Genomic DNA, 23,059 nt, shown 5'->3' on the forward strand with positions numbered 1-23,059 from the left:
TAAGACTAATTAATTTAAATACTGAAACAAAATTATTATTGAAAAAATATGGTGGCTGAGACAATTGCAGCCACCATTTCTATTATTTAGATGTGTATCCGCTGGCTTTTGCCTGCTCCAGAATTGATTTTTCAATTGCTTTTCCCAAGTCATCTGAATCCGGATTCCCACGCTTTTTCATTTCGGTATCAATGTATTCCTGGCGCTTTCTTGACAGTTCTTCGATTTCTTTCTGAATCTTCCCACGCTCTGCAGATTTTATAGCAACTGCTTTTTTGATCTCTTCCTTACTTTTACCTTTCAATTCAGAAGGAAGTGCATCATCTTTCACTGTGGAAATAAAACTTGCGTCTTTTTCAGCCTTATCCACAAGATCCCAGTGATCATTGTTGTAAGCATTCTTCCTGGACTTGGCGACGGTTCTTTCCACATAATTGGATACCGACTGTACTTCTGCATTTCTGTCCTGGGCGGCCTGTTTCAGTTTGTATTCAGAACCATGGCTTCCGTAATAGATGTAGGTGTCATTCAGCTTTGTATTACATTCTGAAATCCTTACGTCATACGGCGTTTCTATGTAAATTACCCTTTTATCACTGTCGATATTGAAATATTTACCGCCACCTAACGTAGCACCGTTCTGCCAGAAAGTTTGAATCCCTTCCTCTCTGCTTCCGCAGAAAATTGTGTTCGTGTAGATATTTTTACTTTTCGTGTTGGAAATCACTTCCTTGTAATTTATTTTTCCTTGGTCAAAAGCCTCATTTCCGGCAATATAGATTAGCTTCATACTTTTTTCATTGCCATCCCAGTTCAGATTGTTTGAGGCATCTCTGATTACCGCCCCACAGTATTCGCTGCCGCCATTGGTTCTCAGGGCAAATAATTTCTCTGAAACCAGATCAAGATCCTGAGTCAGCGGAGTCACCTGGTGGATGTAATTTTCATCACGGATACCGTCGTTTCCATACTCATAAAGAGCAATTTCTATTTGTGATGCCTGTCCGTTGTACTTCAATGTGGTTAAAGTATTTACAATATTCCAGAGCCTGGATTTAGCCTGATCGATGAGTCCGTCCATACTGTTGGAAGTGTCCAGCAGAAGCGCAACCTGAATTTTATTGCCTTTTGCTGTTAGTACTGTTGGTGTTAAGGAAGCGCTTTGAATCAATGCTGCTCTGTCTGCTGTAGTGCTGTTTGAACAGCGGCTGTCTGAAAAACTGCCGGAGCTTAAAAAAGCCGTGCATGCTGTCAATGCTAAGATTTTTAAAGTAGTCATAATACTATTTTTTTATTGGTTATCTGCTGTAATATTGAACCTGCATCTCTTTTGGATACTTCACCTCATAAGAGAAATTGATTTTGTCCGAGCTTCCGCTGCTGATGTTTCTGTTCCAAAGAATACTTCCTGTCTTCTCATCGAGACTTCCGTTTCCGATTTCTAATGCCTTAACCAGGATCTTAGAATTTTCACTGATGGGAAGCTGATCCAGGATTTCCAGTTCGATGCTTTCTTTTGTATTGTTCCTGATGCTGATCTGGTAAGATTCTGTATCCCATTTATTGCTGTTAAAGTTTTTCTGGGCAGTTTTATCTTCCAGTTTGATTCTTTTTACCGTAATTCTTTCATCTACGCCTAATGAGATTGGGAATTCATCTTTTACATAATTGCTGGTAATACTAGTTTTCCCGATATAATTATCTTCAAAATAGATATTGGCTTCTCCGGAGATCAGGTTAAGATTCTGCCAGTTTTTAATGAAAGCCATCATGAATACCTGATTGTTCAGTTTTGGAACCGTATGGTATTTATAAGTAGCATCAATCTGTTTTTTATCAAGAATCACATACTGTTCTTTTTCCTGGCTCAGAATGGTCTGGTTATAATTAAGCTCATAAATCACGTTCAATTGGCTGTCTGAAACGGTTGCTACCGGAATCTGGCTTGGTTTAGCAGCAACTTCAGCTCTTATCTGATAAGAGTTTACCTCTTTTGCAGCTGCTTTCAGTTGATAGCCTGCTGTTTCAGCCTGAGCATTATAAGCAGTATATTCCGCAACATACAAAGGAGAAAGAATGGGTCTGTCCTGGTTATAAGAAGGTCTGTAAGTAGAAACAAAGAGCTTTACATTTTTCCAGTCCTGTCCCGTTTTCTGGTAGATCTTTCCTTTATACACCATTTCGAGAGGTTTCTTTACCGATTCGGCTCGCAGATCGTAAGACGGGATCCAGCCTGCATCGGAAACAATATAGCTGACTCCTAAATTCAGATTGGTTTCATTCTCTGCGAGAATTTCCAGAAGAAGCTCTTTTCTGTTCGTGTTCTTATTGGTTTGCTCTTCTCCTGATTGTTTATTGATTTTGGCAATGCCTTCATCCAGAACCAATTTCTGCTCGTCTAAAACAAAAATCTGGTTATCAATTTCCAGCATCCTTTTTCTGTAAAATTCTGTCAGTTTCATCAGCTGTTCTTGTGGAGTAGATTTATCATTGGTGGAAACTTTTAAATTGTCGTTAATGATATTTTGTTCGCCAGTCAGGTTCTTGATCTGAATATTCAGTAAATTGGCCTGTCTCTGTAATTTCTTTCTTTCATCATCAGGCTTCTTTTCACTGTCTGATAACTCATCATCTTTTAGAAAATTATTTTGTGGCGTTATGGAAAGCAGAGTGGTATTCTTTTCAAGATTGATTTTATACGTATTCTCATCCAGGTTATTGGGAAGATTGATAATTCGTACCCTGTTTCTTCCTTTCTGAAGGCTCACATTGGTGCTTCCGAAAACTTTAGCACCCTGCAGGAATACGGTGGCCTGCTTTACCTCAATTTCTTTTTTGATTTCCTGTGCTTCCAAAAATGAAACAGAAAATGAAATGAGTAGTATTAAATAGTGTTTCATAGTATATTATTTTAAATTCCTGAAGTAAAATTACCTGGATTCAAGGCTGAAAATTGGGAAACTTGGTGAAACCATACTTTCACTTGGTAAGCTTAACCGCCAGTCTGCAAAAAGAAAAAACAGCCCTTTCGGACTGTCTCTTAAATCTGTTATTCTAAAGTATTTCGTATCTCGTTTTGATGCTGTATTTGATCTTGATATTCTCTATATTTTCAAAAGAAATGTCTGCAGAAGCATCTGCTGCTTCCAGTTGTATATTTCTCATGCCACTTTTATAGGCTATAGGCATTACAGTATCGCTTGTATAATCTTCAATTTCGATAATCTCCAGCGGGGCACCCGTTTTTTTGCCCATACTTTCCAGGAGATAGTCTGCCTTTTCCTTTGCTGCTTTTAAAGCATTTATTTTTACTGCTTTTCGGAAGTCTGCAATTTTAGTATTCTTTACTTCTGCAATATTCAGGTTGCTTACCCATTTTTGGTTCAGGTCTTCAAATACTTTGCTGATATTGGCTTTTGTGTTGGCTTTGAATGTATAGCTTTTTGTAAATTTTCCATTTTTAGCATAGATATTTTGGTACATAGATTTGAACTTGATGTCATCGTTCTTTATACCAGCATTCTTCAAAGTTTCAAACAATTTCTTCTCATTGTCCGCAAGCTCGTTCTTATTATCTGCTTTAATGCCGATGTTGAAGATGATCTCATCCGGTTCTACTTCCATTTCCGCAATACCAGTTACTTCAATGGCATTTTTCTTTACTTCCTGTGCATGTACAAAACTCCCCAGGCTAAAGATTCCGATCAATAAAAAATGTCTTAATTTCATAATTTCTTGTTTTAAATTCTGAAGTAAAATTACTGCGATAAGAAACCGGAAATCGGGAGACTTGGTGAATTGTGGTTTTCACTTGGTGGATTGCTCAAAACAGGGAATTTTTGAAATGAGGCTTTTAAAACTATTAGGATATTTTAATGGTAAAAATAAGGCAGTCTAATATTCTCATTTTTAATCTGGAAAACTGGGTGAAATGAGGCTTTGACTTGGTAAAGAATAGAATAGGATACATAAAGTTTTACTTACTTTGCATTAAAGATCCGAAATCCGTGAAATTAGTTTTTAAAATATTCTTCATATTCATTCTTGCTGCAGGAAATTTCTGTATAGCACAGGATTCTGCGCGGGTTACTAAAGCTTATAAATCTGCTGCAAGATTAAAAAAAGCAGTTGATAATAATGATAATAAAGGTGTTGCAGACACCTATGTAGGTATTGCCAATGATTATTTTGACCAAGGGAATTATGCTAAAAGTGAAGAGTTTTTGGTCAAAGCCAGAAACATTTACAAAAACCTCAATGATAAAAAGAATCTGGAAATCGTAACCCGGAAAATTGCCCAGTCACAGGAAAAACAGAATAAAATAACCCCGGCCATCAGCAATTACAGTATGGCTGCTGAAATGAGCTATACGGAAAAAAGCAGAGCGGTAAATGCTAATGATGTGGCGAGACTTTCTTCTCCAACAGTCGAACAGAAAGCAGAAGCAATACAGGATAATATTAATATAAGTTTAAAAGGAAAAGATAAAGGCGATCTTGCCGCAAGCTACAGCCAGATGGCCGATGTGAATATTCAACAGAAAGATATTCCCAGAGCAGAAGAAAACCTGAACAGTGCCTATGCTATTTCTAAAAAAGAAGCGCCTCAGCAGGCTTTAGAGATTAATCAGAAACTGACGAATTTCTACGTTGAGAACAGGAATTTTGAAAAAGCTATTGAAGCCAAAAAGAAAGTCCTGAAAGAAGATTTTGTAAAAGAAAATTCACAGGAAAAAGTCAACCAGATCCAGGAACTGGCCGATATTTATATTAAAAAAAATGATCCGGAAGAAGCTGTCGTACTATTAAAAAATGCTTACGGAATTGCCCTGGAAAAAGGACATACACTGGAAGCTCAGAAAAGTGTAAAAAGACTGGACAGCCTTTATAATAGGTCAGGAAATACCGATGCTTCTATGTTGCTGTACAGAGATTTTCTGGGGAAACTCCCTGATCTTGTTTCTAAGGACAGAAGTCTGGTTGATAATAAAGTACTGGAAGATACAGAACAGAGAATTTCTCAGCTGGAAAAAGAACGGGAGTTAAAAGACGCTTTGATCCGTAGGAAGAATGTATTTAATTACAGCCTGATTGGTGTTCTGATCCTTTTGACCGGGCTGATAATCTTTATTTTCAGAACACTGAAAAAAGTTCAGATCAAAAATAAAAAAATTGCCCTGCAGTCGCTGAGAAGAGAAATGAATCCGCACTTTATCTTTAACAGTTTAAACAGTGTCAATCATTTTATAGCAACTAATAATGAGCTGGAAGCGAATCAGTATCTAACAAAATTCTCAAAGCTGATGCGGGGTGTCATGGAAAATTCAACTGAAGATTTTATTCCATTCCAACAGGAGCTGGATTTACTCCAGAATTATCTTGCTTTAGAAAAGACCCGTTTTGCTGATAAATTCGATTATAAAGTTGAGGTGGATGAAAGGCTGAATATGCAGAGCCTGAAAGTTCCCGGAATGCTTGTTCAGCCCTTCCTGGAAAATGCAGTCTGGCACGGACTCCGTTACAGAAGTGAAAAAGGATTTTTGAAACTGAATTTTGAAAAAGAAGCCCAGCATTTAAAGATCACCATTGAAGACAACGGAATAGGCATTGAAGAAAGCAAAAAACAGAAGACCCAGCATCAAAAGACCCGGGAAGGCCGTGGCATGAAAAATACACTGGAAAGGATTAAACTGCTGAATGATCTTTACAAAAAAGACATCACCAGTTCTATAAAAGATAAGGAAAACGGCAGTGGAGTTTTAGTGACCATAAAAATAAACCTGTCATAAATAGATAGAAAATGAAGAAACGTTTATTCATATCGGTATTCATATTTTCATTAATTGGAATACTACACGGACAGGAAATTAACAGTCTCCGTTTTGAAAATATAATAAAAAGCCTGAAGCTTGATAAAACCAAAATCAAAGAAGAATTCTGCGCAGAAAAGAAAATGCCGAATGCCGAAGATTCTTATATTGCTGTACTGCCAATCCTGCAGGGCAAGGAAGAAGAGGATTTTTTTGTGGTCCGGAATTATATTGTCATTACCGACGAAAATGGTGTGATCAAAAACCAATATTTTGATCCTGTGGAAATCACTTCCGATGCTGTGATGCTGAGAAGTGTAAGCATAGACACAGGTCTATATAATATCAGCAGTGATACCCGGGCTTTTGGTATCAACATAAGTGTTGCCAACGGCAGCCAGCCCAATCCATATTCTTCAGAAACGGTCTCTTTGTATTATCCAACAGGAAAAACGCTTAAAAAGGTTTTAAATATGTTTGAATTAAATACTCATGGCGGTGAATGGGATACCCGGTGTACAGGTGAATTCCGAGATGATCATTCCGTGATTATAATGGATAAAACAAAAACCAGCAATTTCACAGACCTGAAAATAAAAACCATATCTGAAGAAACAGAAAGCAAAGAAGTAAACGGAGATTGTAAAGAAAATAAAACTTCAAAAACCTCCTATAGGATTTTAAAATTTAAAAACGGAAAATACCAGTAAAACCGGGCTCGATCTAACCTATTACCTAATCCCAATCTCATGAAAATAAAATCTGTAATCGTAGACGATGAGCTTATTGCTAGAGAAGTTCTCAGAAATTACATCACCAAATACTGTCCTCAGGTAGAAATAGTGGGCGAAGCAGAAAATATCAAAGAAGCTGTTCCTTTGATCGCTGAAAAGCAGCCGCAACTTGTTTTCCTGGATGTGGAAATGCCTTTCGGAAATGCCTTTGATGTATTGGAGGCGACCAAAGAATTTTCCTATGAAACAATCTTTATCACGGCTTTTTCTCAATATTCACTGCAGGCGCTTAATAAATCAGCAAGTTATTATATTTTAAAACCCATTGATATCCAGGAGCTTATTCTGGCGGTCAATAAAGTAGCAGAAAGCCTGGAAAAGAAAGAAGAACTCAACCGTAATAAAATTCTCCTCGAAAATTTAAAGTTAAAATCTGAAAAACAACAGCTTATCCTGCCTACACTACAGGGATTTGACGTGGTAAAAACTGAAGATATCCTAAGATTGCAGGCAGACGGAAATTTTACACAGGTTTATCTTACAGACGGTTCAAAAAAGATGGTGTGCCGTTTTCTGAAGCATTTTGATGACCTGCTGGAAAATCCTTTTGTACGGGTTCACCGTTCCCATATCATCAATTCAGGGTTTGTAAAATCTTACCATAAAAGCGGAACCATTATGCTTTCCGATGATACGGAAATTGAGGTTTCAGGTAGTTTTAAAGATAATTTCCTGAAAGTCTTTTCTTAGAATTTATTGTTCATTAATAACTAAAAGGCACCATTTTTGAAGTTTTCAGGGCAATCACAAAATATTTACTTATGAAAACTCTTCAGAAAATTGCTATCCCCGTCACATTAGGTGTTTTAGGTTTTATGATATTTAATTCCTGCTCAACGGGAATTCCGAAAGGAGCAGTAGCCGTCAACAATTTTGATGTTAAAAAATACCTTGGAAGATGGTATGAAATTGCCCGTTTCGATTATAGATTCGAGAAAAATATGGACAATGTCACTGCCGAATATTCTGAAAACCCTGATGGTACCATTCGGGTAGATAATAAAGGCTATGATTATATAAAAAAAGAGCACAAAGAATCTATTGGAGAAGCCAGATTTGTAAAAGACAAAACAGAAGCCCGTCTCAAAGTTTCATTTTTCAAACCAATCTGGGCCGGCTACAATGTTATTGATATCGATGAAGACTATCAGTATGCGTTGGTTGCAGGAAGCAGCTTAAAATATTTATGGATTCTATCAAGAACGCCATCTATTCCGGATAGTATTAAGCAGCGATTCATTGAAAAAGCAAAAAAAATAGGTTATAATACAGATGAATTGATCTGGGTGAAACATAATTAGAGTTGACGGTCAAGAGCCAATAATCAAGATTTTAGATGTAAGATATCAGATATCAGGCAATTATTACTGGTGGCTTCGGAAGCTTCAGCCACCGGATATTGCCCATTAGTGCATATTTCCATGTCAGGTTTTTGACTATAATATGATTCTTAGCTACTGCCAACAAGCAATTTTTCTTTCACACATATACTTAAACCCCTCCAGATTTCCGATACTTAAACTCTGGCAAACTCCTTCCATTCCTCAAAACGCTGATCAATTAGCAGTTTTATCAGGTCATAGTTTTCATAGGTATCTTCTACATGGTAGAAAGATTCGTATTCAAAATCATTTTCTTCTGCTTTCCTGTCGAAAGTTTCAGAATAATCATCTGCAAACGATTTGAATTTTTTTCCAAATGCAGTATCATCGTTGTAATAAGCCTGTGCAAAGCCGTTACTGAGATCATTAAGATCATGCTCACTGAACTTTTCATCACACACTTCTATTAGGAATTCACCTCCTGTCATCTCGCGTCTTTTCACCCTTTGGATTTCATCTGTAGAATCTTCCATTAATTCATCCGAAATCAGATCATTGTTGATACACCATGCCAGAAACATTCCGATATGGGTTGCTGCATTTTCATCAGGTAAATTTTCCGGATATTCTCCGCCATAGTGCCAGGAAGCATCATCATATTTTGCCATCGCCTAATAATTATAGTTTTAAACAGTATCAGCCAAAGATAGAAAAAATCATTTTATGTTGTCGCAGCCGCAGATTTTCCCGTCATTTGCAGGAGATTTTCTTTTAAGAATTTATATATGGAAAAAGCTGTTCTGATTACTATCGGTGATGAAATCCTTTCCGGAAACACCGTTGATACCAATTCTAATTTTATTGCCACAGAACTTAAGAATATAGGCATACAGGTTACCCAGATTTTCACCATTTCAGACGAAATTGATACCATTAAAAATACCTTAAAAGCTGCTTTTGAGCTTGGAGACCTCATCATAACAACAGGCGGATTGGGTCCGACAAGGGATGATAAAACCAAAAAAGCACTGGCAGAATACTTCAATGATGAAATTGCATTGGATGAGGTGACTTTTAATCATCTTAAAAATTATATGGAGAAAAGGGGAAGGGCTGATATTCTTGAAAGAAATAGAGAACAGGCCTTTGTTCCTACAAAATCTGTTGTTTTTCAGAATCATTTCGGAACCGCGCCATGCATGATGATGGAGCAGGACGGAAAATTGAGTTTCAGTCTTCCCGGCGTTCCCTACGAAGTAAAACCGCTCATCAGAGACCAGATTGTTCCTTATCTAAAAGAAAAATTCAATCTGTATTATATCTATACCAGAATTGTTTCTGTGGTGGGAATTCCTGAAAGTATTCTTGCAGATATGATTGAAGACTGGGAGTTGGCGCTTCCGGAAAACCTGGCGCTTTCTTATCTTCCGGTGGGAACACGGGTTAAATTGAGATTAACGGCTTCAGGAGATAATGAAGCTGCCCTGAAGCTGCAGGCAGAAGAAGAGATCCAGAAACTCCTTCCTATAGTAGGTGATCACGTTATTGCTGTTTCAGAAGACAAAATAGAAAAGATCTTATCAGAGATCCTTACGGAAAGAAACCTGACGATTTCAACAGCAGAAAGCTGTACTGGAGGAGAGCTTGCAAAAATGATCACATCCACTGCCGGAAGCTCAAAATATTTTATAGGAGGTATTGTACCTTATGCCACAGAAAAGAAAATAGAGATTTTAAAGATTTCAAAAGAAACGGTAGACGAGTTTACTGTAGTAAGTGAGCAGGTGGCAAGTGAAATGGCAGAAGGCTGTCAGAAATTATTTGGTACAGACATTTCGCTCTCTACAACAGGTGTTGCTGGGCCGGGAAGAGGAGAGGATGGCCATGATGTAGGAACTGTTTTCTATAGCATTCGCATCAAGGACCAGGCGGTGACTTCAAAACTATACCTGCCACATCTGGACAGACTGGATTTCATGAATTTTGTTTCCCAGAAAATAATTCAGGATCTGATAGGACTTCTTATAAACAATTAATTACCAGCTTGTTTTTTTAATTTTATTTTAATTAAAATTGGTGTTGTTTTTCACACTTTTTGAGATCATCCTATAAATTTCATAAAGTGGAAAGTTCAAAACAGATTTTTCAAACCAACAATAAAAAACGCTGGAGAAGCGTACAGTGGGGAAGCCGTATTTTCATTTTCGTTGCCGTATTGCTGATCCTGGCTTTAGGGCTGATGATGAAAATGGAAAAAAGCCCAAAAATTCCTTTCAAAGAAGACTATAAAGCAGTAATTACCGCTAACAAACCTTATCTTCAGGAGAATAAAATATCTAAAGAATATAAAGGCTTCAGGAGTTTTATTTCTGAAAAAACAATGCACACCAGTCTTGCTAAAATTCAGCAGGCAAGAGCAGAAAGACTCAAAAATCAAAACAAAAACTGGTCCCAGTTTCCCGGCGGAATCCGCTCCGCATTCTATGTAGCCTGGGATCCGCAATCCCTGATGTCTCTGAAAAGAAATATCAGACACATCAACCTTGTTTTTCCGGAATGGTTTTTCCTCGATCCCAAAACAGGAGATCTGAAGACCAATATAGATCCGGAAGGTTATAAAATAATCAAAAGAACAGGAGTGGCTGCCATGCCGATTTTAAGTAATAATTCCGACCGGGAGTTCCGTTCTGAAGGACTGGGGAAAGTCCTCAAAGATCCTCAGAAAAGAACGAAACTTATTCAAAAACTGACACAGCAATGCAAGAAATTTCATTTTAAAGGAATCAATATTGACTTTGAAGATATGAACCTGGATTCTGATGAATATCTTATTGCCTTTATGAAGGAGCTTTCGGAAACTTTCAAACAGAACAAACTGCTGGTTACCATGGATATCATGACAGATAATGATGACTATAATATCCAGAAACTGAATCCCTATGTAAATTACTTCATCCTGATGGCTTATGATGAATATGCTGCAGACAGTGATGCGGGACCCGTTTCTTCACAAAAATGGATCGAAGCACAAACTGAAAAAATTCTTCAGAAAACCACTCCTGAAAAAATCATTCTCGGACTGGGGGCGTACGGCTACGACTGGAGCACAAATAAAGATGACAATAGTTCTGTTACCTATATGCAAGCCATTACAAAAGCCAGTGCAAGTAAGGCCGTGATTAATTTCGATGATAATACATTCAATTTAAATTATTCCTACACTGACTCTAAAAAAAATACCCATACGGTATTTTTCAACGATGCGGCATCCATTTTCAATACCATGCGTTTTTCCTCTGAATATCCGCTGGCAGGAACTGCCGTTTGGAGGCTGGGAAGTGAAGACAGCAGAATCTGGAATTTCTATGATAAAGACCTGACCTCTGCCGGTATGTCTAAGCTTAACTTAAAAATACTAGAAAATGTAAAAGGCCAGACCATGGTAGATTATATTGGAGACGGAGAGGTTTTGGATGTGTTAAATACCCCGCATGACGGAAAGATTGCATTGGAAATAGATTCTAAAGAAAAAATAATTACGGACGAAAATTATATCACGTATCCAAGTTCTTATGAAGTGAAAAAATACGGTGAGGCTCCTCAAAAAAATCTGGTTCTGACTTTTGATGATGGTCCGGACGAAACGTACACACCACAGATTTTAGATGTTCTGTCAAAATACCATGTCCCTGCTGCCTTTTTCCTTGTCGGACTCAATGCTGAAAGAAATCTTCCGCTGGTTAAAAGAATTTACCGGGAAGGCCATGAAATCGGGAATCATACTTTCACCCATGAAAATGTAGCTAAAGTAAGCCCGGAAAGAGCATTGCTGGAAATGAAGCTGACAAGGCTTCTCATAGAATGCGTTACAGGGCATAGTACCATTCTGTTCAGAGCACCTTATAACGCAGACTCTGAACCTACCACTTCTGAGGAGATCATTCCCGTAGCATTGGCAAGACAGCAGAATTATCTGGACATAGGAGAAAGTATAGATCCTGAAGACTGGCAGCCCGGAATAAAAGCAGATGAAATCATAAAACGCGTCATGGCAGGAATCAAACAGGAGCGTGGAAATATCATACTTCTGCATGATGCAGGCGGAGATACCAGAGAAGAAACTGTAAAAGCTCTTAAAATCCTGATACCAACACTGCAGAAACAAGGCTATCATTTCACGAATCTTGCCAGTATTCTGCATAAAAGCAAAAACGTGCTGATGCCGGAAGTGCCTAAAACAAGATCCTATTATATTATGCAGCTCAATCTGGTTCTGGCAACCGTAGTTTATGGAATAAGTCATTTTTTAGTCGCACTTTTCTCCATATTTATTGGGCTGGGCCTCATAAGACTGCTGTTTATGATGTATTGGGCTTTTAAAGAAAGAAAAAAAGAAAAAACATTAGGGAATTTCCCTGTTTTGGAATCTTATCCCAAAGTATCCATCATTGTTCCTGCTTATAACGAAGAAGTGAATATTATTTCTTCCCTGAGTAATTTATTGAAACAAACCTATCCGAATTTTGATATCATCATGGTGGATGATGGAAGTAAGGATTCAACCTTTGAAAAAGCAAAAGAAGAATTTCCAAACCATCCGAAGCTGAAAATCTTCACGAAATCAAACGGTGGAAAAGCAACAGCCCTGAACTTTGGGATATCCCAAACCGATGCAGAATATGTAGTCTGTATTGACGCAGATACCCAGCTTCAGCATGATGCCGTAAAATATCTTATCGCAAGGTTTTTAAATGCAGATCCCGAAGAAAAAATAGCAGCAGTGGCAGGCAATGTAAAAGTAGGAAACACTGTAAACTGGATCACCAGATGGCAGTCTATAGAATATACCACCAGTCAGAATTTCGACAGGTTAGCGTATGCCCATATCAATGCGATCACTGTGATTCCGGGTGCGATTGGGGCATTTAAAAAATCAGTGATCATCGAAGAAGGAGGATATTCCACCGATACATTGGCAGAAGACTGTGATATTACAGTAAAGATTTTAAAAGCAGGATACACCGTTGCCAATGAAAACAGGGCAGTTGCTGTGACCGAAGCTCCGGAAAGTATAAAACAGTTTTTAAAACAACGATTCCGCTGGACGTATGGAATTATGCAGATGTTCTGGAAACAGCACCAGACATTCCTCAATCCAAAATATAAAGGACTTGGACTTTGGGCAATGCCGAATATCTTACTTTTTCAATACATTATTCCATTCTTTTCACCTTTGGCAGATCTCATCATGTTCTTTGGAATTTTATCAGGAAATGGCGGAAAAATATTTACTTATTATCTGATCTTTCTTTTAGTAGATGCATCTCTCGCTCTTGCAGCTTTTATTATGCAGCGGGAGAAATTAACGAATCTGCTTTATGTAATTCCACAGCGGTTCGGGTACAGATGGCTTATGTATATCGTACTTTTCAGAAGCCTAAGAAAGGCCCTGAAAGGGGAAATGCAGTCCTGGGGATTTTTAAAAAGAACCGGTAATGTAAAAGAAATAGCGACGTCTTAATTTTTGTTTAAATTTGTTTACAGAAAAAGTAACAAATTGTTAAAACAATAGACATATACAATAAATTTGCTATCATAATGAAAAAACTAACGCTTTCTTTGTTTTTACTTGCAGGTGTTTGCTCACTGAATACCGTGAACGGACAGGCTAAAGCTGTAAAAACAGCAGTTAACAGCACAGACAAAGGCCTAGACCTTAGCCTGATGGACACTTCTGTACGTCCTCAGGATGATTTTTATAACTACGTAAGCGGAACCTGGATGAAAACAGCCAAGATCCCTTCCGATAAGCCGACTTGGGGAAGTTTCAACAAACTGGCTGAAGATACAGACAACAACTCAATGACTATCCTGAACTCCCTTCTGAAAGATAAATTTGCAGACGGAAGCGAAGGTAAAAAGATCCAGGATCTGTACGCTACATACATGAATATGCAGAAGAGAAATGCAGACGGGATCAAGCCAATCCAGGAGAACATTAATAAAATTGATGCCATTAAAAATCTGGCAGATCTTCAGAATTATCTGATCTCTGTAACAAAAGACGGAGAAAATACTTTGTACGGATGGGGTGTTGATGCAGATCTTAAAGATTCTAAAATGAATGCCGTGTACTTAGGGAATGCTTCTCTGGGATTAGGAAGAGATTACTATCAGAAAGTAAACGAAAAAAATACGGAAGCTCTTGCTGAGTATCAGAAGTATGTAGCTTCTATGCTTAAAGAATTAGGATATAAAAATGCTGATGCCGCTGCAAAAGGAATTGTAGATTACGAAAAAAGCATCGCAAAGACTTACCTTACCAACGAGCAGAGCCGTGATAATACCCTTCAGTACAACCCTAAAACAATGGCTGAGCTTTCAACATTGGTAAAAGGTGTTGATATTCCTGCCTACCTTAAAAAAGTTGGAGTAACTACAGATAAAGTAATCATCGGAGAAATTGGATATTACAAAGAATTCGATAAATTGGTGTCTGCTCAGAACCTTCCTGTAATCAAGGATTATTTAAAATTCCATATGATTCACGGAAGTGCATCTTATTTAAGTGAAAAATTGGGTAACATGAGATTTGATTTCTATGGTAAATACCTGAGAGGTCAGCAGGAGCAGAGAGCTTTGAACAAAAGAGGTTTCGAATTGATCAACGGAACTCTTGGTGAAGCTTTCGGAAAATTATACGTTGAAAAATATTTCCCTGCTGAAGCAAAAGCTCAGATGGTGGAACTGATCGACTATTTAAAGAAAAGCTTTGCAGTTCATATCAACAATTTAGCATGGATGTCTTCTACAACGAAGGAAAAAGCAATGAATAAACTGAACAAGTTTACAGTAAAAGTTGCTTACCCGGACAAATGGAAAGACTATTCAAAATTAGAGATCGTTCCTGAATCTAAAGGTGGAACTTTATATAATAACCTTCAGGGTATCACTGAATGGCAGTACAATAAAGATTTAGCAAAAATCGGTAAAGCCGTTGACAAAACAGAATGGGGTATGACACCACAAACAGTGAATGCTTACTATAATCCGGTAAACAACGAAATCGTATTCCCTGCTGCAATCCTTCAGCCGCCGTTCTTCAATCCTAAAGCTGATGCTGCCGTGAATTTCGGAGGTATCGGAGCGGTGATCGGTCACGAAATGAGCCACGGATTTGATGATTCAGGAGCTCAGTTTGATGCAGACGGAAACCTGGTAGACTGGTGGACTCCGGAAGACAAAGCAAACTTCGAGAAAGCAACAAAAGCCCTTGCAGCTCAGTATGACAAATACGAGCCGGTAAAAGGAACTTTTGTGAACGGTACTTTCACAAACGGTGAAAATATCGCTGACTTAGGTGGAGTAAATATCGCTTACGATGCTCTTCAGATGTACCTGAAAGATAAAGGAAATCCAGGAAAGATCAGCGGATTCAGCCAGGATCAGAGATTCTTCCTGAGCTGGGCAACCGTTTGGAGAACTTTATCCAGCGAAAAATATATGGTGAACCAGGTAAAAACTGACCCGCATTCTCCGGGATATTTCAGAAGCTTCGGTCCGGTAATCAACGTTGATGCTTTCTACAAAGCGTTCGACGTAAAACAAGGAGATAAATTATACAAAGCTCCTGCAGACAGAATCAAAATCTGGTAATAATTACCAAAAAATAGTAAAACCGTTCAGAAATGAGCGGTTTTTGTTTTTTTAGGGGAGGTAGCAGATGTCAGGTTTCAGGTTATGAAGTTCCGGGATATTAAGTTCCAGGTTGCAAGTAGCCAACAGCCAGTAGTTAATTCATTCTGATTTTTTAAATGAATATCTTTTTGCCTTAAAATCTCAAAGCCTAGAACTCTCATACTCTTTCACCCCGAAACCCCATATCAATACAAAGTCTTCATCATTTCTCAATTATCATTAATCACTTATTCCTAAAGTTTGTATATTTGATAAGTTTGTATACAATCAAAATTTTTTTTTAAATGAAAAAGCTAAATATTGGAATACTTGCCCTTTCCGGCATCGTATTTTTAAACTCATGCGGAACAGCTAAAACTGCCGGTACAGAAACAAAGACTGAAACTACAGTAACCGTTGCAGAACCAGTAAAAAAAGAAGAGATGAAAGAAGAGGGAATCAATTTATCTTATATGGATAAGAGCGTTCGTCCGCAGGATGATTTTTTTAGCTTCGTCAATGGAAATTGGGTAAAAACTACCCAGATCCCTTCAGACAAAGCAAGTTGGGGATCTTTCAATGCTTTGAGAGAAAATGTAGATGATGCTTCACTCGATATTTTGAACAAAATCTTATCAGAAAGCTATTCTGAAGGATCCGAAGGACAGAAGATCCAGAATCTGTATGCCTCTTTTATGGATGTAAATAAAAGAAATGCAGACGGGTTGGCTCCTATCAAAGGAGATTTAGCAAAAATTGAAGCAATCAAAAACCTTAATGATCTGCAGAAATACCTTCTTGAAGCTACAAAGTTAGGCGACAATTCTTTCTACGGCTGGAGGGTGAGCGCAGATATGAAGAATTCTAAAATGAATGCCGTATATCTTGGCGGTCCGGATCTTGGATTAGGGAGAGATTATTATCAGAAAGTAAATGAGGCTAATACTAAAACCTTAGCAGAATATCAGACCTATGTAGGAAAACTGTTTGATGTTTTAGGAAATAAAAATGCTGACCAGGCGGCACAGAATGTAGTGACATTTGAAAAACAGCTTGCCAACTATCTGTTGACTCTGGAACAGAACAGAGATGCCAACCTGAGATATAATCCTAAAACTGTAACTGAACTTTCAGGGCTGGTTAAAAATGTTAACCTTGCAAAATACCTTAAAGATGCAGGTGTAAACACAGATAAAGTAATTATCGGAGAACTGAAGTACTACCAGAATATGGATCAGTTTATTACTGAAAAGAACCTTCCGCTTCTGAAAGACTACCTGAAATATCATTTAATTAACGGAAATGCCAGCAATCTTGATGATAAACTGGAACAGATCAGGTTTGATTTCTATTCAAAATATCTTCAGGGACAAAAAGAGCAGCGACCTATGAACAAAAGAGGCCTTAGCCTTGTAAATGGTGTTCTGGGTGAAGCTTTCGGAAAATTATATGTTGAAAAATATTTCACTCCTGAAGCAAAAGCTCAGATGGAGATGTATATTGATTATATTTTAAAATCATTCAAAACACATATCAACGATATAGACTGGATGTCCCCTGCCACAAAAGTGAAAGCTCAGGAAAAACTTTCTAAATTCACTGTAAAGATTGCCTATCCGGACAAATGGAAAGATTATTCCCGATTAAAAGTAGAATCTCCTAAACAGGGAGCTACATTATATTCCAATCTTCAGCATGTATCAGCGTGGCAGTATCAGAGAAATCTTGATAAAGTTGGAAAACCGGTGGACAAAACAGAATGGGGAATGTCTCCACAAACTGTAAATGCTTATTACAACGGATCAAACAATGAAATTGTTTTCCCTGCCGCAATTCTTCAGCCCCCTTTCTATAACCCCAAAGCGGATGCAGCTGTCAACTTCGGAGGTATCGGAGCCGTTATCGGCCACGAGATCTCTCACGGATTTGATGACAGCGGTTCTCGTTTTGACGGTGACGGAAATCTTAACAACTGGTGGACGGATGAAGACCGTAAGAACTTTGATGCCAAGGTAGGACAGCTGGCTGCCCAGTACAGCACTTACGAACCGGTAAAGGGAAGCTTTGTAAACGGTAAATTTACAAGCGGTGAAAACATCGGTGACCTTGGTGGGGTAGCAGTAGCTTATGATGCTCTTCAGATGTACCTGAAAGATAAAGGAAATCCTGGAAAGATCAGTGGATTTACACAGGACCAGAGATTCTTTATGAGCTGGGCCACCGTTTGGAGAACAAAATCTACCGATCAGTATATGATCAATCAGGTAAAGACCGACCCGCATTCTCCTGGAACGTTCAGGGCATTTGGTCCGCTGGTTAATCAGGATGCATTCAACAAAGCATTTGATATAAAGCCTGAAGACAAAATGTATAAAGCGCCTCAGGACAGGATAAAAATTTGGTAGAAAGCCAAAAATTGTTAGAAAAGAAAGAATCCATCTCCACTCAGTGTGAGATGGATTCTCTTTTTAATAGGCTTTTTTGTAATTCCGGAGAACAAACTTTATTCCGGTTTCTATAATGTCGCCCATGGTTTTACAATACTTGAAATTTACATCATAAGTAAGCTTTTGTAACGCTGTTTTTAGTTCCGTAACATTGGCTTCAGGTGCAATATTCTCTTTTTTCATAATAGCAATCAGTTCATCAAATCTGTTTTGGCTGCTGGTCACTCTTTTTACAATTTGTGAACGCACTTCTTTACGATACTGTTCTATAGAATTAGGCTTCAGCTTTTCCATGACCATATTAACCATCAGGTTGTTTTCTTTGAAATACTGGGGGAGATAAACTTTCAAATTCCCTTCATAACTTTGCTGATCAAAATCGATGGGACGGATTCTGTAGATTACCTGATCAAAATCGTGTATAGGAATGATAACATAATTATAGGAGCGCATGTCACCAAGCAATCCAATCAGGCAACGCTCATTGAACTTTACAAATTCCTTGGAAATTTGTGCCTTTTCCGGTTCTGTACAATTATTTAAATGTTTCTGAATAAAAACATCTCCCGGAATTCCTAAGATATGCTCTTCTATCAGGGTATTTTTGTAAATCAGAAAGTTGATCCGGTTGGGAGAAAGCAGGTCTTCTATTTCCAGTCCGTATATACGTGAAGCATCAGCCTGTTTAATATAGAAATTAGTATAATTGTCGTTTAGAATATTTCTTACCCGAATGCGAAAGGGTTTAGAGTTCCCAAAAGTACAAAAGTCAATGGTATCCACTTTGAGATAAGGTAAAGTAGCCTCATCTCCGTCGGAATGAAGGAGGGTGTAAATCTTATTTAAATTAGCCTCTATTTCTTTAAACTCATATTCCGGATACAATACACCTAGCCACAAAGTATCTTTGCCTTCCTTGTCCAGAATATTCACACTGTCGCTGAACCTTAGCAGGTCTTCATACAGAAACTGAATTTGGGTCGTTCTGTTATGTTTTTCCAGATACTGCTCTAGTGCTTCCGAAACAGGAAATATTGGTTTTTTAAATGCAATCTTTACATCTTTCATGATTCTGTTTACTTTACTTAAATATAAAGATTTTTTTCCTCATGCCCCGGGGAATTCCTATTTTAACACGTGTTTGATTATTTTCCTATCAAGGTAAAATGCACCGGAATTTTATTTTACCTTCTTATTGTTCGTTTTATTTATTTTTTCATAGTTTAGTGATATCGTAAAGTAATGATTTTACGACATATATAATATGGGCTAATTTAAATATTTCAAGAAAAATCTTTACAAAATTTTGTATGTTACAGTTTTTTTTTAAATTTAAACATTGGATTGGTAATTTATTTGATTCATCGGTAAATTACTCAAAGACAGATCCAAACCAAAATCAGAAATCTCAAAATAATAATAATATGGCAATGTTTAATTATGGTGTTGGCGGTAACGAAGTTAAAGTAGACGCTAATGAAGCTATTCAGGAAATACAGGAAAACAAATCGCTGATCGTAAGCCAGCTTACTACAGAAGAATCTTATACCCCTGAAATTGTGACAGGATTGAAAACGGTAGATGACGTCTTCAGACATTTTCAGCCTTCCGTAGCTGTACAGCACGAAACAGAAGATGGAGGTGTAGTAGAGGAAGAATTCCGTTTTCAGAATCTTGCAGACTTCACACCCAAAAATCTTACTCAGAAATCAAACTACCTTCAGCAGCTTAGCGTAGAGCAGGAGCAGTACAACAAGATCGTACGTCAGCTGAAAACCAATAAGATTCTGCGTAATATGCTGGAAAATGAACAGACCAGAGCTGCATTCATTGAAGTACTGAAAGACGTAGCACAAGAACTTGAAAAATAATTATTTACACTAAATCAATCATGGATAGCAAATTACAGGCACAAGAAAGCCAACAGCAGGGTCAGCAGCAACACTCAGGACAACCGAAAGGTAATCCGCTTGCAGAGCTTAATAAAATGGGAGGTTTTGGCTTTGTTGAATCCGTTGTAGACGGTATCGCCAATATGAACCCAACAAGAAAAGCCAGGAAAGAAATTTTCCTGACTGATAATAATAAAACTGAGGAAAGAAAAGAACTTCTCCAAAAGATCAACCTTTGGGTAAGCCTTCTGGAAGGAAATGAATCTGCTGATAAAATGGCAGAAACCTGTAAAAATAAAGCACAGGCAGCCGATCAGAATTTAAAAACCAATCTGAAAAATACATTGGATGCAGTCCGTTTGATGGAAACCAACTACAGAACGGTAGCCCAATTCTACAAAAATACAGAACTGGATAAAGTGGATAACGTAAGCATTGTCAATGCCAGCCTTGAACAGGTTTCGGATCTTGATAATCCTTTATTCATTGAAGCTATTTCTGAAGAATTCAAAAACTATTACGACCGTTTGGATCTTAGAGACAACTATTCTATCCTGGCCATCCCTGGATATTTAGGGTCAAACAAAGTCATTGAAAAATGGGCAAAGATCTGTAACGAGAATAAAGTAATGATGGTGACCGACTTCGCCAACCTTGATAAGCCGGATGACGTAGTGGATTTATTCCACTCCGCAAACCTTACCGGTGGTGAGCTTCACAGAAGTAACGTTATTATGACCTGTAACTGGTTAGTAGGAAGAGGAAGAGCTGAGGAAGTAGGTGAAGAAGAAAACGTAGAGCTTCCACCTTCCACTTCATTGGCAGGAAAAATTCACAAAACTTTGATGTCTCAGGTAGCAGCAGGTAAAAAACATGGTAACATCAATGAAGTAGATGCCGTAAAATTCGAATTGAAGAAAAGTGAAATTTCTCAGTTAGAAAAAATGGGTCTTGTTCCAATGGTAAACGAATATGGAAAGATCATGGCATTCTCTGCTAAAACATTATTTACAGGAGATAATATCGGCCTTCAGACTTATTCTGTTGTACGTGTATTCGACTATGTAACTAAAGTTTTACTGGACTTCCTGAACAGAAGAGCCTTCGAAAACTGGAATGCTAAAAATGAGGACGACTTAAGAAGACAAATCGTTACCTTCCTTGATAATATCAAAGGACCGGACAAATTGATTGAAAAGTTCAAAATTGTTCGTTTCGAGCAGGACAGAGTAAACAAAGACAGAGTATGGCTTGATATCCGTATGACCCCTTATTTCCCTACAAAAAGTTTCGTTATCAAATTGGACGGACATAAAGGAGATGATGGCAACGAATGGGATGCACAATATACTCAGGAATAATAAAAAACCAAATTTTAATAATAAAACCGATGCATTCTTACATCGGTTTTTTACTGCCAATTCATATGAAAATTAATGTGATCAAAAAAAGTTTCAGCTTCTTCATGCCTGTACTCCTGCTGATTGTATTGTCAGGATGTGAAAAAAAATACCAGGAACCCGATCATTATGCCGTGGATCTTTTTAAAGATGAACGCAAAGAAGGAAAAGCATATATCATGAATGAAGAAGAATGCTTTGACGGAAGTGAGCTCGTTATTGCAAGTTCAAACGTAAAGCTCGCTGACAGCTCAAAAGGACGAGGAAAAGCATTCTTTCTGTACAAAGTAAAATCCGGAAAAATCCTCAAAACCATAAGAGATTCAGTAGAAAATTATCCCTTTATGTTCCTTTCAGATCAAAAGCTTAAGCTGAGAAATGACTCCATTTATCTTTATCTTAAAAAACTGGAAGGTTTCCGCTTCATCGCAGCTGAAAGAAACCTTAAATATCAGTGGCTGAAAGCAGCCCCGGTATACCCTGTGAAAAAGGATAAATAATTTTATCTTTGCAGAACAGGAAGTTATATCTGCTACATTAATCAGAAAGTATAAAGATTCCAACTTCGCTCATCATGACAATTTCAATCATGCTAAGTGGAATCAAATCATTAAAATTGCAGGTAATAGCTTCCCAAATAATTTTTTAAACAGATAAACGTTTTTGGAAAGAGATAATAAAAGTTCAGCATTTCTCCATATTGGAAATAAATTACTGAACTGGTACGGAAAAAATGCAAGAGATCTGCCTTTCAGACAGACAAAAGACCCTTATAAGATATGGATCTGTGAAATTGTATTTCAGCAGACCAGGATCAGTCAGGGACTCAATCATTATAACAATTTCATTAAAAGATTTCCGGATGTAAAAACTCTGGCTGAAGCAGATGAAAATGAAGTTTTGCTTTACTGGAAAGGGCTTGGATACTATTCAAGAGCTATCAATATCCATAAGGCATCACAACAGATTATCAATGATTATCAGGGTATATTTCCCTCTGAATACGAAGAGATTTTAAAATTAAAAGGCGTAGGAAAATACACTGCTGCTGCAGTATCAAGCATCTGCTTTGGTGGCAGAATGCCGGCTGTGGATGGAAACTTTTACAGAGTTTTAAGCCGTATTTTTGCGGATGATTTTGATATTTCCAGTTCCAGAGCCTTTTCTTATTTCTCTCAGCTTGCTGAATTGGTGATGCCGGAAAATGTGGGAGATTTTAACCAGGCCATGATGGATCTCGGTTCAGAAATTTGTAAACCTAAAAATCCTCTCTGTGGAGAATGTCCGGTAAATGATGAATGTCTTGCTTTTTCTTTGGAAAAAACATCAGATTATCCTGTAAAAACAAAAAAAGTAAAAACATCAGATCTTGCTCTGAAATATTATTTCGTACACAGAAACGGCCAGTTTTTGATAAAACAGAGGGAAGATGACTTCATCTGGAAGAAATTATTTGAGTTTCCGGATCGTATTTCTACAGAACTTGAACCATTTGTAAAGAATGTAAAAACGGTGAACCATAAACTTACCCATAAGAATTTAACCATTGAAATTTCTAACGTTGAGGTTCATTCAGAGGCAGTCTGGAACAGCTTTATAATGGAAAACCAATACATCATTACAGACCTTAAAGCCTCTGATGATAAATCTTTTCCCAAACCTTTGGAAAACTACATTCAAAACTCACTGAAAGACTGAAATTTGTCTCCTCAAATCT

The 23,059-nt window shown here is 37.7% G+C and carries 17 protein-coding genes; 12 read left to right on the forward strand and 5 right to left on the reverse strand.

The features are described from left to right. Positions 1 to 82: 82 nt before the first annotated feature. The 3 genes from QF044_RS02490 to QF044_RS02500 all read right to left on the reverse strand — a co-directional run bounded on the left by QF044_RS02490 (position 83) and on the right by QF044_RS02500 (position 3,729). Positions 83 to 1,279, reverse strand: a complete 1,197-nt coding sequence (locus QF044_RS02490; RefSeq protein WP_307263241.1) for a VWA domain-containing protein — start codon at positions 1,277 to 1,279, stop codon at positions 83 to 85. Positions 1,280 to 1,298: 19 nt separating this feature from the next. Next, complete coding sequence (locus tag QF044_RS02495; RefSeq protein ID WP_307263244.1) at positions 1,299 to 2,900, reverse strand: DUF4139 domain-containing protein; 1,602 nt, start codon at positions 2,898 to 2,900, stop codon at positions 1,299 to 1,301. 154 nt (positions 2,901 to 3,054) lie between these two features. Further along, positions 3,055 to 3,729 (reverse strand): SIMPL domain-containing protein, encoded by a 675-nt coding sequence (locus QF044_RS02500; protein WP_307263246.1) that lies wholly within the window; start codon positions 3,727 to 3,729, stop codon positions 3,055 to 3,057. Positions 3,730 to 4,007: 278 nt separating this feature from the next. Between QF044_RS02500 and QF044_RS02505 the strand changes: the two genes are divergently transcribed. The 4 genes from QF044_RS02505 (at position 4,008) to QF044_RS02520 (ending at position 7,905) form a co-directional block, all read left to right on the forward strand. After that, the gene (locus tag QF044_RS02505) at positions 4,008 to 5,789 is read left to right on the forward strand and encodes a histidine kinase (protein ID WP_307263248.1); all 1,782 of its coding nucleotides are present in this window, start codon (positions 4,008 to 4,010) and stop codon (positions 5,787 to 5,789) included. An 11-nt stretch (positions 5,790 to 5,800) separates the two neighbouring features. Then, on the forward strand, positions 5,801 to 6,520 hold the full coding sequence (locus QF044_RS02510; RefSeq protein ID WP_307263250.1) for a hypothetical protein: 720 nt from the start codon (positions 5,801 to 5,803) through the stop codon (positions 6,518 to 6,520). 39 nt (positions 6,521 to 6,559) lie between these two features. After that, positions 6,560 to 7,294: a LytTR family DNA-binding domain-containing protein gene (locus tag QF044_RS02515; RefSeq protein WP_307263252.1), complete on the forward strand. Its 735-nt coding sequence runs from the start codon at positions 6,560 to 6,562 to the stop codon at positions 7,292 to 7,294. A 71-nt stretch (positions 7,295 to 7,365) separates the two neighbouring features. Further along, positions 7,366 to 7,905 (forward strand): lipocalin family protein, encoded by a 540-nt coding sequence (locus QF044_RS02520; protein ID WP_307263254.1) that lies wholly within the window; start codon positions 7,366 to 7,368, stop codon positions 7,903 to 7,905. Positions 7,906 to 8,120: 215 nt separating this feature from the next. Here the strand turns inward: QF044_RS02520 and QF044_RS02525 are convergent, their stop codons facing one another. Beyond that, positions 8,121 to 8,594, reverse strand: a complete 474-nt coding sequence (locus QF044_RS02525; protein ID WP_307263256.1) for a hypothetical protein — start codon at positions 8,592 to 8,594, stop codon at positions 8,121 to 8,123. 117 nt (positions 8,595 to 8,711) lie between these two features. On the opposite strand from QF044_RS02525, the gene QF044_RS02530 reads away from it, so the two are divergent. From QF044_RS02530 to QF044_RS02545, 4 genes are all read left to right on the forward strand, one after another. Continuing rightward, the gene (locus QF044_RS02530; protein WP_307263259.1) at positions 8,712 to 9,962 is read left to right on the forward strand and encodes a CinA family nicotinamide mononucleotide deamidase-related protein; all 1,251 of its coding nucleotides are present in this window, start codon (positions 8,712 to 8,714) and stop codon (positions 9,960 to 9,962) included. Positions 9,963 to 10,048: 86 nt separating this feature from the next. Next, positions 10,049 to 13,447, forward strand: a complete 3,399-nt coding sequence (locus tag QF044_RS02535) for a polysaccharide deacetylase family protein (RefSeq protein WP_307263262.1) — start codon at positions 10,049 to 10,051, stop codon at positions 13,445 to 13,447. 77 nt (positions 13,448 to 13,524) lie between these two features. Further along, entirely contained in the window at positions 13,525 to 15,582 is a 2,058-nt protein-coding gene (locus QF044_RS02540) for a M13 family metallopeptidase (protein WP_307263265.1), read from the forward strand. 326 nt (positions 15,583 to 15,908) lie between these two features. After that, the gene (locus QF044_RS02545) at positions 15,909 to 18,008 is read left to right on the forward strand and encodes a M13 family metallopeptidase (protein WP_307263268.1); all 2,100 of its coding nucleotides are present in this window, start codon (positions 15,909 to 15,911) and stop codon (positions 18,006 to 18,008) included. Between the two features lie 63 nt (positions 18,009 to 18,071). On the opposite strand, the gene QF044_RS02550 is transcribed toward QF044_RS02545, so the two are convergent. Continuing rightward, entirely contained in the window at positions 18,072 to 19,118 is a 1,047-nt protein-coding gene (locus tag QF044_RS02550; RefSeq protein ID WP_307263271.1) for a hypothetical protein, read from the reverse strand. 356 nt (positions 19,119 to 19,474) lie between these two features. Here QF044_RS02550 and QF044_RS02555 point away from each other — a divergent pair, with 356 nt between their 5' ends. The 4 genes from QF044_RS02555 to mutY all read left to right on the forward strand — a co-directional run bounded on the left by QF044_RS02555 (position 19,475) and on the right by mutY (position 23,040). Further along, a complete protein-coding gene (locus tag QF044_RS02555; protein WP_307263273.1) occupies positions 19,475 to 19,921 on the forward strand; it encodes a type VI secretion system contractile sheath small subunit in 447 nt (148 codons plus the stop codon). A 20-nt stretch (positions 19,922 to 19,941) separates the two neighbouring features. Beyond that, complete coding sequence (locus QF044_RS02560; RefSeq protein WP_307263276.1) at positions 19,942 to 21,303, forward strand: DUF5458 family protein; 1,362 nt, start codon at positions 19,942 to 19,944, stop codon at positions 21,301 to 21,303. Between the two features lie 29 nt (positions 21,304 to 21,332). Continuing rightward, positions 21,333 to 21,842 (forward strand): hypothetical protein, encoded by a 510-nt coding sequence (locus tag QF044_RS02565; RefSeq protein WP_307263280.1) that lies wholly within the window; start codon positions 21,333 to 21,335, stop codon positions 21,840 to 21,842. A gap of 163 nt (positions 21,843 to 22,005) precedes the next feature. Then, the gene (gene mutY / locus QF044_RS02570; protein ID WP_307263282.1) at positions 22,006 to 23,040 is read left to right on the forward strand and encodes an A/G-specific adenine glycosylase; all 1,035 of its coding nucleotides are present in this window, start codon (positions 22,006 to 22,008) and stop codon (positions 23,038 to 23,040) included. Positions 23,041 to 23,059: the final 19 nt, after the last annotated feature.

Origin of the sequence: Chryseobacterium sp. W4I1 (assembly GCF_030816115.1) — a bacterium.
GTDB lineage: Bacteria > Bacteroidota > Bacteroidia > Flavobacteriales > Weeksellaceae > Chryseobacterium.

Bases quoted from the DNA above. Each gene is read 5' to 3' on its own strand.
- QF044_RS02525 (WP_307263256.1), bottom strand. From the start codon at position 8,594: ATGGCAAAATATGATGATGCTTCCTGGCACTATGGCGGAGAATATCCG.
- QF044_RS02490 (WP_307263241.1), bottom strand. From the start codon at position 1,279: ATGACTACTTTAAAAATCTTAGCATTGACAGCATGCACGGCTTTTTTA.
- QF044_RS02520 (WP_307263254.1), top strand. From the start codon at position 7,366: ATGAAAACTCTTCAGAAAATTGCTATCCCCGTCACATTAGGTGTTTTA.
- QF044_RS02510 (WP_307263250.1), top strand. From the start codon at position 5,801: ATGAAGAAACGTTTATTCATATCGGTATTCATATTTTCATTAATTGGA.
- QF044_RS02560 (WP_307263276.1), top strand. From the start codon at position 19,942: ATGGATAGCAAATTACAGGCACAAGAAAGCCAACAGCAGGGTCAGCAG.
- QF044_RS02540 (WP_307263265.1), top strand. From the start codon at position 13,525: ATGAAAAAACTAACGCTTTCTTTGTTTTTACTTGCAGGTGTTTGCTCA.
- QF044_RS02550 (WP_307263271.1), bottom strand. From the start codon at position 19,118: ATGAAAGATGTAAAGATTGCATTTAAAAAACCAATATTTCCTGTTTCG.
- QF044_RS02530 (WP_307263259.1), top strand. From the start codon at position 8,712: ATGGAAAAAGCTGTTCTGATTACTATCGGTGATGAAATCCTTTCCGGA.
- QF044_RS02495 (WP_307263244.1), bottom strand. From the start codon at position 2,900: ATGAAACACTATTTAATACTACTCATTTCATTTTCTGTTTCATTTTTG.
- QF044_RS02545 (WP_307263268.1), top strand. From the start codon at position 15,909: ATGAAAAAGCTAAATATTGGAATACTTGCCCTTTCCGGCATCGTATTT.
- QF044_RS02500 (WP_307263246.1), bottom strand. From the start codon at position 3,729: ATGAAATTAAGACATTTTTTATTGATCGGAATCTTTAGCCTGGGGAGT.
- QF044_RS02555 (WP_307263273.1), top strand. From the start codon at position 19,475: ATGGCAATGTTTAATTATGGTGTTGGCGGTAACGAAGTTAAAGTAGAC.
- QF044_RS02515 (WP_307263252.1), top strand. From the start codon at position 6,560: ATGAAAATAAAATCTGTAATCGTAGACGATGAGCTTATTGCTAGAGAA.
- QF044_RS02565 (WP_307263280.1), top strand. From the start codon at position 21,333: ATGCATTCTTACATCGGTTTTTTACTGCCAATTCATATGAAAATTAAT.